We start from the raw sequence: 14392 nt of genomic DNA on the forward strand, positions 1-14392 counted from the left end.
TTAAGGAAACAAGAGTGTCGAACGAATTAAACACAATGGATATTAAAGAAATCCTTAAATATCTTCCGCATAGATATCCATTTTTACTCATAGATCGTGTATTAGATTACACTGTCGGTGATCAGCTACATGCAATAAAAAACGTCACAATTAATGAGCCTTTCTTCCAAGGTCACTTCCCAGTTGCGCCAGTTATGCCCGGTGTGTTGATTCTAGAAGCTATGGCTCAAGCAACAGGGTTACTTGCATTTAAAACCATGAGTACTGAACCGTCACCGGATGTGCTTTATTATTTTGCAGGTATAGATAAAGCGCGATTCAAACGTGTTGTTGAACCCGGTGATCAAATCCATTTTCACGTTAAAATGATAAAAGAACGCCGGGGTATTGGTGTCTTTATTGGCGAAGCTCGTGTCGATGGCGAAGTTGTTTGTTCCGCTGAAATTATGTGTGCCAGAAGAGAGATTGAAAAGTGATAGATAAACTAGCATTTGTTCATCCTGATGCCAAAATTGGCAATAATGTCACTATTGGTCCTTGGACGTATATTGGCGCCGATGTTGAAATAGGTGATGATACCTGGATCAGTTCCCATGTCGTGGTCAAAGGACCAACTGTCATTGGCAAGGGAAACCGAATTTTTCAATTCGCGTCAGTGGGAGAAGAGTGCCAAGATAAAAAATATGCTGGTGAGCCGACACGTTTAATTATGGGTGATAATAATATCATTCGTGAGTCAGTTACTATTCACCGTGGCACTATTCAAGATAATAGTGAAACTCGCATCGGTTCGAATAATTTGTTTATGGCCTATGTTCATATTGCTCACGATTGCGTCGTTGGCAACAATGTCATTATGGCTAACAATGCTTCTATTGCTGGTCATGTTCATGTTGGCGATCATGTTATTCTTGGTGGTATGACTGGTGTGCATCAATTCGTCCATATTGGTGCCCATGCGTTTACTGCGGGCTCATCGACCATTTTCCAAGATGTGCCACCATTTGTTATGGCCGCGGGCTCGCCAGCCATTCCTCGTGGATTAAATGTTGAAGGCTTAAAACGTCGCGGCTTTAGCAAAGAAACCCAGCATGCTATCCGTAGAACCTACAAAGCTTTGTACCGCAAAAATTTAACCATTGATGAAGCGTTGGCAGAGATAGCCGACGATGCCGCAGGTGATCCTTATGTACAATCAATGGTCGACTTTATCACTACTTCTTCACGTGGGATCATACGATAGTTAAGTAATGAGCAAATCTACTTCCCCAATATTTGCCATGGTCGCCGGAGAAATCTCCGGCGATATTCTTGGTGCCGGATTAATTAAATCGCTTAAATTGCGCTATCCCAATGCGACATTTGTTGGTATTGGTGGTCCTCGCATGAAAGCTTTGGGCTTTCAATCCTGGTTCTCTATGGAAGAACTGGCAGTGATGGGCATAGTTGAAGTCTTGTCTCGTTTGCCACGCTTATTAAAAGTACGTGCCAGTTTAATTGAGCAGATTTGTGCCATAAAACCTGATTGTTTTATTGGTATTGATGCACCTGATTTCAATATTGGTCTTGAGCTTAAGTTAAAAAATAAAGGTTTTAAAACTGTCCATTATGTCAGCCCGTCAGTTTGGGCATGGCGACCAAAGCGCATTTTTAAAATTGCTAAAGCAACTAACATGGTGTTGTCATTATTGCCTTTTGAAAAAGCTTTTTATGACAGACATGATGTTCCTTGCACTTTCGTTGGTCATACTCTTGCTGATGATATCCCGATCGAAAGTGATAAGTTAGCCGCACGCGCGCAATTGGGTTTAGACATTGAGGCTGAATATCTAGCCGTTTTACCTGGTTCTCGTGGCGGTGAATTAGCGCAACTTGCAGAACCTTTCATCAAAGCTGCTAAATTAGTTAAAGACGCATATCCCGATATTAAGTTTGTGACTCCCGTCGTTAATGAGGCTCGTCGTAAACAGTTTACTGAAGCGTTAGAAAAGTTTGCACCTGACTTGGCGATTGATATCATCGATGGTCAATCTCGTGAAGTTATGGCGGCTGCGGACTGTATTTTATTAGCATCAGGTACGGCAACTTTAGAGGCTATGCTGGTAAAACGCCCTATGGTTGTGTCTTACCGAGTCAGTCCAATCACCTATGCTATCGCGCTTCGTATGATGCATATTTCTAACTTTTCATTACCTAATTTGTTGGCTAATGAAACAATTGTGCCTGAATTAATTCAAGCTGATTGTCAGCCTGAATTAATAGCTAATGCGGTAATTAGTCAATTAGATAAAGACTTTTCCCCACTTAAAACTCGCTTTGAGCAATTGCATCAACAACTTAAATGCAATGCAAGCGAGCGAGCTGCAGATGCCGTTGTCGCTTTAATTCAAGCTTAATTAAGTTAGTGAGACTCGTATGACCATCCTCGCCTTACCAACAGTGATTAAAAATATCACCCCTGAACAAGTTGCTTTATTATCGCAAGGGTGTGTTGCCGGCGTTGACGAGGTTGGCCGTGGGCCATTAGTTGGTGATGTTGTTACCGCCGCGGTGATATTAGATCCAAGCCGCCCGATTGACGGCTTAAATGATTCTAAAAAATTATCTGAAAAACGCCGAAACGCGCTATATCAAACGATATATGATAATGCACTTGCGGTGAGTGTCGGTCGTGCTAGCCCCGAAGAAATCGACCAATTAAACATTCTCCACGCCACTATGCTGGCGATGCAGCGTGCCGTAGCTGGATTAGGGATAGCTCCTCAAAGAGTGCTTGTTGATGGTAATCGGGTTCCGGATTTTGGCATTCAAGCACATGCCATTATCAAAGGAGATGGCTTGGTGAGTGCCATTAGTGCAGCATCCATTATTGCTAAAGTTGTCAGAGATCAAGAAATGCTTGAGCTTGATGCTAAACACCCGCAGTATGGATTTGCCAAGCACAAAGGTTATCCAACTAAAGCACACTTTGAAGCGTTAGCGGAATTTGGTGTATTAGGTGTACATCGAAAAAGCTTTAAACCTGTTGCTGAACGTTTAAATCAAGGCTAACTTAGGTTTAAAGCTAAATCGTCACGGTTTCCATACGTTCAGTGATAAATTGTCCCGTTAGCGTCATATCTATATCATCATGGCTAAATCATTGGCAGTGATGTGAATGTTTGCTAGTCTAGTCGATATTTTCAATTGCATTTTTGCATCTTTTTTACCCTAGAATAATAAGAATTTTATCTATGTCAGATCCTCGTTTTGTGCATTTACGCGTCCACAGTGACTTTTCCATGAGTGATGGTGTTGCTAAGGTAAAACCTATCTTAGCGGCGGCGGAAGCACAGGGTATGGCAGCATTGGCTTTGACAGACCAAAACAATTTTTGTGGCCTGGTCAAGTTTTATGGTGGCGCTCACGGAGTCGGCATTAAGCCAATTATCGGTGCTGATTTTTGGATGCAAGTGCCGGGGTTTGATAAAGAGCTTTGTGCCTTAACCATCATTGCTATGGATAATGATGGCTATCAAAATTTAACCCAGCTTATCAGTGAAGCTTACCTACGTGGTCAAGTTAACGGCCGAGTGGTTATCGATCAATCCTGGCTTGTCACCTATAACAAAGGCATCTTGATTTTATCTGGTGCCAAAGAAGGTGATATCGGTAAAGCTTTACTTAAAGGTAACCAAGGTCAGGTTGATGAATTGGTGTCCTTTTATCAAACCCATTTCACTGACCGCTATTTCCTTGAGCTCATTCGCACCAACCGTCCTGATGAAGAACGCTATTTGCACATGGTGGTAGAACTGGCATCAAAAACGGCAATTCCAGTCGTAGCAACTAATCAGGTGGTGTTCTTAAAGCCGGATGATTTTGAATCGCACGAGATCCGTGTCGCCATTCATGATGGTTTTACCCTTGCCGATCCGCGTCGTCCTAAAACCTACAGTGCAGAGCAGTATCTTCGTAGTGAAGATGAAATGTGTGAACTGTTTAAAGATATTCCCTCAGCTATTAGTAACACAGTGGAAATCGCTAAACGCTGTAACGTGACGATTCGCTTACATGAATATTTTTTGCCTAATTTCCCCACAGGTGATTTGTCGATTGAAGACTTCTTGGTCGAAGTGTCAGAAAAAGGCCTTGAAGAACGCTTAGAGTTTTTATTTCCCGATCCGGCTATCAGATTGGAAAAAAGGCCCGAGTATGATGACCGGCTTGAAGTTGAGCTTAAAGTCATTAATCAGATGGGATTCCCTGGTTACTTCTTAATCGTAATGGAGTTTATCCAATGGGGTAAAGATCATGGTATTCCTGTAGGCCCAGGCCGTGGTTCAGGAGCGGGTTCTCTAGTGGCTTATGCGCTTAAGATTACCGACCTTGACCCTCTTGAATATGACTTGCTTTTTGAGCGTTTTTTGAATCCAGAACGTGTTTCAATGCCCGATTTTGACGTCGACTTTTGTATGGACAGACGTGATGAGGTGATTGATCACGTTGCTGATCTGTATGGCCGTGAGGCGGTATCGCAAATTATTACTTTCGGAACCATGGCCGCCAAAGCGGTTGTGCGTGACGTTGGTCGAGTATTAGGTCATCCCTATGGTTTTGTTGAACGTTTGACCAAGATGATCCCTGCGGAACCGGGAATGACCCTTGCCAAAGCATTTGAAGTTGAGCCATCTCTGCCTGAAGCCTATGCCGCTGATGAGGATGTAAAAGAGCTTATCGACATGTGCCGTCGCTTAGAAGGCGTGACTCGAAATGCCGGTAAGCACGCTGGTGGTGTGGTTATCGCACCAACGCGTATTACTGATTTCTCACCTTTGTATTGTGATGCTGAAGGGCTAAACCCTGTTACTCAGTTTGATAAAAACGATGTTGAAACCGCTGGATTAGTAAAATTTGACTTCTTAGGTTTAAGAACGCTGACCATCATCGACTGGGCGCTGCAGATGATCAATCCGCGTCTGGCAAAAGAGGGTAAAGACCCTGTTCGTATTGAAGCCATTAAGCTTGATGATCCCGCTTGTTTCAGGTTACTTCAGCGTTATGAAACCACCGCCGTATTCCAGCTAGAATCTCGCGGTATGAAAGATTTGATCAAACGTCTACAACCCGATTGCTTCGAAGACATGATTGCTTTGGTGGCGCTATTCCGTCCGGGCCCTTTACAATCGGGCATGGTTGATAACTTTATTGAACGTAAGCACGGTCGTGAAGAAGTCTCTTATCCCGATGCTGAATATCAACATGAATCACTAAAAGAGCTACTATCGCCCACCTACGGCATTATCCTCTATCAGGAACAGGTAATGCAGATTGCTCAGGTATTATCAGGCTATACCCTAGGCGGTGCAGATATGCTGCGTCGAGCTATGGGTAAGAAAAAGCCTGAGGAAATGGCCAAGCAACGGAGCATTTTTAAAGAAGGGGCGATAAAAAACGGTATCGACGGCGACTTGTCGATGAAAATCTTCGATTTAGTAGAAAAGTTTGCCGGATACGGATTTAACAAATCTCACTCTGCCGCTTATGCATTAGTGTCATATCAAACTTTGTGGTTGAAAACCCATTATCCTGCACAATTTATGGCAGCGGTAATGTCTGCTGATATGGACAATACCGATAAGATAGTGACCTTGGTTGATGAATGTGAGCGCATGGGCTTACCGTTAATTCCACCGGATGTGAATAAAGGATTATTTAAGTTTACCGTCGATGATGATCTTAATATTGTTTATGGCATTGGCGCGATTAAAGGGGTTGGTGAAGGCCCTGTCGATTCAATTCTTGAAGCGCGTAAAGATGGACCTTTTATTGATTTATTTGATTTCTGTGCCCGAATTGATTTAAAGAAACTGAATAAACGCGTGATTGAAAAACTGATTTGCGCTGGGGCATTAGATAATCTTGGGCCGCACAGGGCATCTATGATGGCAACCTTGCCAGAGGCCATCAGAGCCGCTGCTCAACATGCTAAAGCGCAAGAGATTGGTCAACATGACATGTTCGGTTTGCTTAATGATGAACCCGATGACAACAAGCAGCAGTTTGTAGAATGCACGCCTTGGCCAGACAAAATATGGCTAGAAGGGGAGCGTGATACCTTAGGGTTATATTTAACAGGGCATCCGATTAATCAGTATTTGGCAGAGCTTAAACAGTATACTTCTGGGCGTTTGAAAGATATTCACCCAACAGAGCGGGGTAAAACGGTGAAAGCCGCTGGTCTAGTTGTCGCCACTCGGGTGATGATCACTAAACGTGGTTCAAAAATGGGCCTCGTAACGCTAGATGATAAAAGTGCCCGTTTAGAAGTCATGCTTTTTACCGAGCCATTTGAAAAATTTGGCCATTTGCTCGAAAAAGACCGCATTTTAATTTGTGAGGGCGATGTCAGTTTTGATGACTTTGCTGGCGGTAATCGAATGAATGGGCGCAATATTATTGAGATAGGTGAAGCTCGCAGCCATTTTGCTAAAGCCGTTGAGCTGAACATTCATACCGATATGTTATCACCAGCATGGCTTAATCAGTTTCAAGAAACCTTGCAACCTTGGAAAAATGGCGCGGTACCGGTCGTGATAAATTACACTAAAGAGGGTGCGGCAGGGAGATTAACATTGGGTGATGAATGGCGGGTCAATCCATCCGATGACTTGATGCTAGCGCTAGAAACTCAGCTAGGATCAAGTAATGTCAAAATTGTCTTTAATTAACCATGAATAACAGCTTAAATGGATAAATCACAGCTTGTCGATCATATTCGCCGTTTATGTTTTCAGCATCAGGCTCTGAATGAGAGTGCAATGGCGGCAACACGTTTACCTAAGTTAATATTAGCTTATAGCGGAGGTGTCGACTCAGAGGTATTAGCTTACGGGTTAAGTGAGTTTGCTAAAATCTATCCGCAGTTCTCTTGCATGTTAGTACACGTTCACCATGGATTAAGTTCTCATGCTGACAAATGGGTAGTTCATTGCCAACAAAAAGCGGCAGACTATAATCTTCCCATTATTATTGAACAGGTTAAACTTGACCTAAAACCTCGACAAAGTCTTGAAGCCGTTGCCAGAGAAGCGCGTTATCACGCCATTGAGCAGCATCTCGATACTGGTGATATTTTATTAACGGCGCATCATCAAGACGACCAATTAGAAACATTGTTATTAGCTCTGAAACGTGGTCAGGGGCCTAAAGGCTTGGCGGCAATGGGTGAGAGTCAATTAGCGGGGCCAGTAGATTCCCCTTACTATAAGCTAAGGCCATTGTTACAAGTCTCTCGGGATGAGATTGAACAATTTGCCGCCCAGTATGCCCTGACGCATATTGAAGATGAGAGCAATCAAGACGACAGTTACGATCGTAACTTTTTACGCCTCAACATTATTCCACTCCTCAAAGCGCGCTGGCCAAGTATTGCAATTACGGCAAGTCGAAGTGCGCAGTTAATTAATGAGCAGCAGCAGATTATCGATGATGAAGTCAATTTGCGTTTACCTGGCATGCTTAAGTCGAGTGAAGCTAACATGGGCAACAATGGCACTGCTCTCTCTTTGTCCTCACTTGCACAGACGCCATTAGCCTGGCAAGCGTTATTGCTGCGAGGATATTTAACACACCTTGGCTTATCACTACCCTCGCAAGTGCAGTTAACGCAAATTCTCAGCCAGGCGCTTACGGCAAAAGAAGATGCAAATCTAAACATTCATTATTCAGGTATTGTGGTTAAGCGATTTGGGGAATATCTGTATGCGATGCCGAGTGAGCATTTAACGCTTGCTGGCGATATGTCAACACGCTTGACCGCTGAATTACAGCATTGGCTTAAAGCCACTGACGTTGGGGATGAGGTTCATCACAGTGCTTCATTCATATTAAGCAATAAGCCGTGGGTAACTCGTGGCACTCAACAGCCTTTTGCGTCATTTAACTGGCAAGTCAAACTCGTAAAAGCGCCTCAGGGTTTAAGGTTGCAGTTACCCGATAACATAGCTCAAGTGTCCATTAAGTTTTCAGCGCCGGGCAGCACTAAGTGTCAGCCACAATTTGCCCAACACTACCGGCAAAAACCGCGAGAATTAAAAAAGTTGTGGCAAGAGTTAGCCATCGCGCCTTGGCGGCGTGAGCTTATTCCGCTGCTTTTTTATGGTGACAAACTGGTTGCTGCACTCGGTTTATGGGTCGATAAACGCTATCTTGCCGAAGGTGATGCTCCCGGGCTGCGGATAGATCTATCCTCTGGGGTTGATTGAGGTGACTTAACCTCTATTTTTTCCCCTTAATGACTAAGCAGTAAATCTGTTTTTGTTTGCCATAGCGGGCCATTTGTATCAGGTGCGTTTTATTGATGGGAACATAGGCTGCGTTAATACTGTTTTCGATTTTTTCAACATAAGGGTCGTGAAAGAAAAAATATTGCTCGTTAAAGCCGGTGAGTACAATCCAATGCGGCCCTTTTTTGCCATCTAAACGATAGGTGCTGACCATTATTAGCACCGGAAATCCGGCACTAATCCAATTACAAATTTGCTCTACACTGGGGTTATGTTGATCAATGCTAACGCCCTTGTTAGCCAGTTGTTGTTTAAAATCCTGATGCACCATTTCAATGATGGCTTTTTTATTAGGGTCTCTTACCGTGCTGATAAAAGGCGCTGGCTCATCTTGACTGTGAAGCGCCACAGCAAATCCACGATTTATTGCCGCGATGGCAAGTCCTCTGGCACTGCATCCACCATGACCACTGGTCATAAATATGGTGGTGGCTTCGCGCCAAATATTTAATTCACTGATCCGATTATGCTCTACGGGTTCAAAAGCATTAAAACTCATCAATAAGCATGAAGGGCCGCAAGTGAATTCTGTGGTTTGAATATACAAAGGCAAATTGAGGGTAACGCTTGGACCAGGTGGATCTAAACGTTTGTGCATTCTCACGCCATCGGCCAGATCGTCGTAATAATGCACTAGGGTTTTCAACACTTTATAACCCATTTTTAGATAAAGATTTTTTGCCGCCGTATTGTCGTTTCTCACTTCTAAGCGTAATGTAATGAAGCCATGATCAACGGCGACTTTCTCGCATTGAGTCACTAATTCAAATCCAATGTTACGTCCTCTGAAATCAGATGATACAGCAACAGAATATAAGCGAGCGAGTCGAGTTCCCCTATGTAATAAAATCAATGCATAACCAGCTAATGTGCCATTTTCATCAGCCACGATGAGATGATCAATATCAGAGTTGATAAAGCGTTTAATTTGCCTAGCACTGATTTTGTCGCCACTAAAGGCTTGTTGTTCGATGTGGTTAAGTTGGGGGAAATCGTTTAGCGTGGCTTGTCGAAATAACATATTTCGGCTCGAAGTGACAAACTGGATGGTTAATTTACGCGTAAAGCTCTTAAAGAGGCAACAGAAATTTTATGGCTCAGTTTTTAATTGTTACCGACGACGCAAGTGATTGGCGTCCTTACCTTCCAAGTGACAATATGGTCACAGTCCATGACTACTTAGACATGGGAGCCTATGCCGATAAAAGTGCGATGCAGGTCATCAACTTGTGCCGTAGCTATGATTATTTAAGTACAGGTTATTATTGCTCGTTAATGGCCGAAGCAAGAGGGCACAGGGTGATACCTCGAGTGATGACGATTAATGATCTATCGCAGGATCGATTTTTCAGTTTACCTCAATCCGGCTTAGATAAATTACCTGATAGTGTTAGCGACATCGCAATGAAAATCTATTTTGGCTATTGTGCTCATCCGCCATTAGAAAAAATTGCTCGAAAGATTTTTGAACGATTTACCGTTCCAGTATTAACGGTTCGCTTATCAAAACAAGTGGGTAAATGGCAGGTTGATGCGATTGAACCTTCAGCGTTTCAGGATTTAACTGAACCTGAACAAGACCTATTCGCCAAATACTTAGAAGTATTTTCGCAAAAAGTGTGGAAGCTGCCTAAAGCGACCAAGCGATATCGCTATGAAATCGCCATGCTAGTGGATGAACATGAAAAAATGCCGCCCTCAGATAAAGCCGCATTAAAATTGTTTACCAAATCGGCCAATCGTATCGGTATGGACCTGGTTCAAATTGGTTCGCACGATTTAGCGCGCTTAAGTGAATTTGACGGTTTATTTATCCGTTCAACCACCAACATTAGTAACTTTACCTATCGATTTGCAAAAGCCGCTGAACAGTTAGGTTTAGTGGTAATGGATGATCCTGAATCGATCATGAAATGTACCAATAAAGTGTTTTTAACCGAGTTATTGAATCGCCATAAAGTGCCAGTGCCTAAAAGTTTAATTTTTAAAAAGTCTGATGAAAACTGGGTCGACAATGTCATTAATACCATAGGGTTACCCGCGGTACTCAAAGTCCCGGATGGCGCATTCTCGCTTGGGGTATTAAAAGTAAAAGATCGGCAAACCTTAATTGAACAAGCAAATAAAATTTTTGAACACAGCGCGTTAATTTTAGCCCAAGCGTTTATGCCAACGGATTATGATTGGCGGATTGGCATGTTAAACCGTCAACCTATTTACGCTTGCCGTTATTTTATGAGTCGTGGCCATTGGCAAATTTATCAGCACCACCAAAGCGGCCGTGTCAGTAGTGGCGATTTTGATTGTATGGATTTAAAAATGGTGCCGCAACAAGTGCTAGATGCCGCCACCAAGGCCGCTAATTTAATTGGTGCGGGATTATATGGCGTAGACCTTAAAGAGATAGAAGGCAAAGCTTACGTGATTGAAGTCAATGATAACCCCAGTATTGATCACGGTGTTGAAGATTTATTTTTAGGTGATTTGGTTTATGACAGGATAATGACTGAATTTTTAAGACGTATTCAGTTAAGAGGTTTGTAAGTGATCTTATCTCGAAATAATAAATCGCTTTTTATTGCTAATTCGAGTTGAGGTTAAAAATTAAATGGCCACAGCAAATATGATGCAGTGGCCATTTTTTAATATAATTCTAACTGAAGTTATTTATCTTCACACACTTTGAAACAGTTTCTGCCAGCGGCTTTAGCTTGATACATAGCCTTATCTGCACGTTCATACAAGGTGGAGAGCGAGTCAGTTTTACGCGATTGTGCAATACCTAAGCTACACTTAACCCCGTAATCGTTAAGATGTGAGTGTAATGGCAAGCTTTCGATGATGCGCTGACAAACAATACTTGCCGCATCAGTGTTACCTTCAGTGATAATGACAAATTCATCACCACCAATTCTAAATGCTTGGTCTGTGTCACGAATGGATTCATTAATTAATGAGGCAAAACTGGTGAGCACATTATCGCCAACGGTATGTCCAAACTGGTCATTTAATTGTTTAAATTTATCTAAATCAATAACAATCAATGACACATGGCCTTGTCGACGTTCAGCCCTAGCAATGCTTTTATGGATCACTTTACGAAAATAATAGCGATTGCCTAAACCGGTTAACGCATCAAACATAGCTTGATTAGACATTTGCTGATATTTCATTGCATTCTGAAACGGTTGTAACACTAACGCTTCAATATGGTTAAGCTGTTTCATTTGAATCGGGCTAAGCGGCACTGCGATGTAGTAGTGCAAGCGTATTGTATCTGATTCAGATTTAATGCTGCGTATAAGCTCAATACCGTGATGACGTCCCCAGCTAAACTTATGCTCACCAACAAATAGCTGTAATGCCTTGATCGGCAAATGTTGACCGACGACTTTGCCATAACAGGCAAATACTGTCCTAGGATCTAAACTTGCGTGCAGCTGTTGGATCACTTGGACAAGATCAAGTTCTGGCTCCATATGCAGATGAGCATTAGAACGATACCAATAATCTTCGGGAAAAAGTTCGGTTGCAATAGCAAAGTCCATAGGGTTACTCCAAAACGTTACAGCGAGATACATATGTTAAGCAAGGAGCGTGCCTAGATTTTTTTTCTCATATTTTTTAGGTGTTTGTTACTTTTGTATCATTTTGATAATAAGATGTAGTGGTATCTCGACGTATTTTTGACAAGGAGTTTTTGCCTATGGAACACAATATGTTTATTCATATTTTGTTTATGTTGGTCATTGCCATCGTTTCGATAGCGGTGCTAGGACGTTTGGGATTACCGGCTATTTTGGCTTACTTGCTTACAGGCGTGATCAGTGGCCCTAGTGGTTTACATTGGTTTACACAGCAACAAGTTCATTTTGTGGCAGAACTTGGCGTTGTATTATTGATGTTTACCTTAGGGTTAGAGTTTTCTGTGCCGCGGTTATGGTCAATGCGTCGAACAGTATTTGGTTTAGGCAGTGCGCAAGTGATTGTGACGACCTTTATCGCTGGTGGAATTGCATATCTTTTAGGTCAAAATCTTGTCGCTGCGGTGGTAATAGGATCTGCTATTGCATTGTCATCAACAGCGATAGTGCTCAAACTCATGAATGAGCAAGGCTGGTTAAGACGCCGTCATGGCGAGTTGTCTATCAGTGTGTTGTTGTTTCAAGATCTCGCCGTAGTACCCATGCTTATTTTATTACCCTTGCTAGCGAGTGATGGCACCCCAATGAGTTTAAACGGCATTCTTTATGGCCTACTCACGGGGATATTGGCATTTATAGGCTTAATGTCATTTGGTAAGTGGGTCTTGCCACGGATTTTTGATGAGGTTGCTCGTTCTCGTTCCAATGAACTTTTCGTACTTTCTACCTTAGTTGTGGCTTTAGTCACTGGTGCGTTTACTCAATGGCTTGGATTATCAATGGCATTAGGTGCATTTATTGCTGGTATGTTATTAGGTGAAAGTCAGTATCGACGTCAGTTAGAAGCGGATATTCGACCATTTAGAGACCTACTGATGGGATTATTCTTTATCTCTATTGGTATGTTGCTCGATTTTAATTTAGTCCTGCAGTATTGGTGGCAAATATTAGTCACCTTAATTTCTGTGGTCGTACTCAAAATTGTGATTGTGTATGGTCTACTCAAACTGGCGGGTGAGCATGCCAAAGTGGCGTTAAGCACAGCAATCAGTTTAGGTCAGGTTGGCGAGTTCAGTTTTGTTCTTTTAGCATTAGCGGTTAATTATCAATTATTAGACAATGAAATCAGTACGATACTGGTTGCAGTGGCCGTTATTTCAATGTCGTGTTCTCCTTGGTTAATACGCCATAGTGTGGATATTGCGAAAAAATTAAAAGGGGGTAAACCTTCCAAGGCAATGGTCGAGCAAACCGTTATATTACCCGCAAGTGAAGATGATGATTTTGTGGTAATACTGGGTTACGGACGGGTAGGGCAAACGATTGCCCGTTTTTTAAAAACCGAAGCCATTAGTTATATTGTTTTAGATTTAGATCCCACACGAGTGACAGAATCCCGTGCAGCAGGTGAGCCAGTCTACTTTGGTGATGCTTGTAAAATGGGGATTTTAAAACGTGTGGGTATTCGTCAAGCAAGCATGGTGGTGGTGACATTTGCTGAAGAGCGTCAAACCGAAGAAGCATTAGCGCTAAGTAGAAAGCTAGCGCCAGATGCAAAAATTTTAGTCCGTACTCGGGATGACTCAAACTTAACAGAATTAAAAGAGGCAGGGGCAACCCAGGTGATCCCTGAGTCACTTGAAGGCAGTTTGATGTTGGTGTCGCAAGTGCTGTATAAGTGCGGCGTACCATTACCTCGTATTATTAAACGACTTGAATCAGAACGTCGCAATCATTACCAATATCTGCATGGATTTTTCTCCGGCACTGAAACCGATTTTACCTTAGATTTGCTGCATGCGGTTTCGTTAAGTACTAGCGCTAGCAGTGTAGGTAAAAAGGTGGCAGATATTCCATGGTCGCAATTAGATGTCGAGTTGCGTGCTGTACGCAGAAAAGGCGCTGAAATCGAACCCGCACCAGATGATTGGGTGTTGCGCCGCAATGATATTCTGATGTTAGTAGGCAAACCACGCAGTATTGAAAAAGCTGAAGACTATTTATTACAAGGCTAACTTTCGCGGTTATTCGTCATCTAATTTATACCCCCTAAATATATTTTATTTAGGGGGTATTTTGTTTCGGCGATAGCTATTGGGCTTTTTTAGTTCCTTTAGAATTTTTTAGACTATAGCAGCATCTGCATCTTCATCTTCATCTTCATCTTCATCTTCTTCAATAGCGGGTATTGGTGAATTTGATCGGTATCTTGTGGTTAATACCTTCGATTAAATAGATTGTCGGCTTTCATTTTTGTTCTGCTAAGGTTATCAATTTATTAGATTATTCAATACGCAACATAGGTGTGTTTTTGATTTTTAGACCAAGAAATACGTGATCTGAATCAAGGAAAAGCAGACTAACTAAGTACCTCTAAATATGTAGTTAGTTCGCTTGATCTAGATCAATGTTGTTAATTAA

10 protein-coding genes are annotated in these 14392 nt (G+C 42.3%); 8 read left to right on the forward strand and 2 right to left on the reverse strand.

All coding sequences use genetic code 11. The features are described 5' to 3' along the window. Positions 1–14 precede the first annotated feature (14 nt). The 6 genes from fabZ (at position 15) to tilS (ending at position 8246) form a co-directional block, all read left to right on the forward strand. On the forward strand, positions 15–476 hold the full coding sequence (gene fabZ, locus IEY03_RS00505; RefSeq protein WP_188839386.1) for a 3-hydroxyacyl-ACP dehydratase FabZ: 462 nt from the start codon (positions 15–17) through the stop codon (positions 474–476). Continuing rightward, a complete protein-coding gene (gene lpxA, locus IEY03_RS00510) occupies positions 473–1243 on the forward strand; it encodes an acyl-ACP--UDP-N-acetylglucosamine O-acyltransferase (protein WP_188839387.1) in 771 nt (256 codons plus the stop codon). Before fabZ ends, lpxA begins: the two co-directional genes overlap by 4 nt. A gap of 7 nt (positions 1244–1250) precedes the next feature. Next, a complete protein-coding gene (gene lpxB, locus IEY03_RS00515; RefSeq protein WP_188839388.1) occupies positions 1251–2396 on the forward strand; it encodes a lipid-A-disaccharide synthase in 1146 nt (381 codons plus the stop codon). 19 nt (positions 2397–2415) lie between these two features. Continuing rightward, positions 2416–3051 (forward strand): ribonuclease HII, encoded by a 636-nt coding sequence (gene rnhB / locus IEY03_RS00520; protein ID WP_188839389.1) that lies wholly within the window; start codon positions 2416–2418, stop codon positions 3049–3051. 182 nt (positions 3052–3233) lie between these two features. Continuing rightward, a complete protein-coding gene (gene dnaE, locus IEY03_RS00525) occupies positions 3234–6710 on the forward strand; it encodes a DNA polymerase III subunit alpha (RefSeq protein WP_188839390.1) in 3477 nt (1158 codons plus the stop codon). Between the two features lie 18 nt (positions 6711–6728). Next, on the forward strand, positions 6729–8246 hold the full coding sequence (tilS, locus tag IEY03_RS00530; protein ID WP_188839391.1) for a tRNA lysidine(34) synthetase TilS: 1518 nt from the start codon (positions 6729–6731) through the stop codon (positions 8244–8246). A gap of 13 nt (positions 8247–8259) precedes the next feature. On the opposite strand, the gene IEY03_RS00535 is transcribed toward tilS, so the two are convergent. After that, positions 8260–9348: a GNAT family N-acetyltransferase/peptidase C39 family protein gene (locus IEY03_RS00535; RefSeq protein WP_188839392.1), complete on the reverse strand. Its 1089-nt coding sequence runs from the start codon at positions 9346–9348 to the stop codon at positions 8260–8262. A 71-nt stretch (positions 9349–9419) separates the two neighbouring features. Between IEY03_RS00535 and IEY03_RS00540 the strand changes: the two genes are divergently transcribed. Next, positions 9420–10871 carry a RimK family ATP-grasp domain-containing protein gene (locus tag IEY03_RS00540; RefSeq protein ID WP_188839393.1) on the forward strand — a complete coding sequence of 484 codons (1452 nt, stop codon included), beginning with the start codon at positions 9420–9422 and terminating at the stop codon, positions 10869–10871. 119 nt (positions 10872–10990) lie between these two features. On the opposite strand, the gene dgcS is transcribed toward IEY03_RS00540, so the two are convergent. Next, the gene (gene dgcS / locus IEY03_RS00545; RefSeq protein ID WP_188839394.1) at positions 10991–11875 is read right to left on the reverse strand and encodes a diguanylate cyclase DgcS; all 885 of its coding nucleotides are present in this window, start codon (positions 11873–11875) and stop codon (positions 10991–10993) included. Between the two features lie 158 nt (positions 11876–12033). Here dgcS and IEY03_RS00550 point away from each other — a divergent pair, with 158 nt between their 5' ends. Further along, positions 12034–13986 carry a monovalent cation:proton antiporter family protein gene (locus tag IEY03_RS00550; protein ID WP_188839395.1) on the forward strand — a complete coding sequence of 651 codons (1953 nt, stop codon included), beginning with the start codon at positions 12034–12036 and terminating at the stop codon, positions 13984–13986. Positions 13987–14392: the final 406 nt, after the last annotated feature.

The sequence above is a fragment of the Shewanella aestuarii genome (genome assembly GCF_014647215.1).
GTDB lineage: Bacteria > Pseudomonadota > Gammaproteobacteria > Enterobacterales > Shewanellaceae > Shewanella > Shewanella aestuarii.

Bases quoted from the DNA above. Each gene is read 5' to 3' on its own strand.
- lpxB (WP_188839388.1), top strand. From the start codon at position 1,251: ATGAGCAAATCTACTTCCCCAATATTTGCCATGGTCGCCGGAGAAATC.
- rnhB (WP_188839389.1), top strand. From the start codon at position 2,416: ATGACCATCCTCGCCTTACCAACAGTGATTAAAAATATCACCCCTGAA.
- dnaE (WP_188839390.1), top strand. From the start codon at position 3,234: ATGTCAGATCCTCGTTTTGTGCATTTACGCGTCCACAGTGACTTTTCC.
- tilS (WP_188839391.1), top strand. From the start codon at position 6,729: ATGGATAAATCACAGCTTGTCGATCATATTCGCCGTTTATGTTTTCAG.
- IEY03_RS00535 (WP_188839392.1), bottom strand. From the start codon at position 9,348: ATGTTATTTCGACAAGCCACGCTAAACGATTTCCCCCAACTTAACCAC.
- IEY03_RS00540 (WP_188839393.1), top strand. From the start codon at position 9,420: ATGGCTCAGTTTTTAATTGTTACCGACGACGCAAGTGATTGGCGTCCT.
- dgcS (WP_188839394.1), bottom strand. From the start codon at position 11,875: ATGGACTTTGCTATTGCAACCGAACTTTTTCCCGAAGATTATTGGTAT.
- IEY03_RS00550 (WP_188839395.1), top strand. From the start codon at position 12,034: ATGGAACACAATATGTTTATTCATATTTTGTTTATGTTGGTCATTGCC.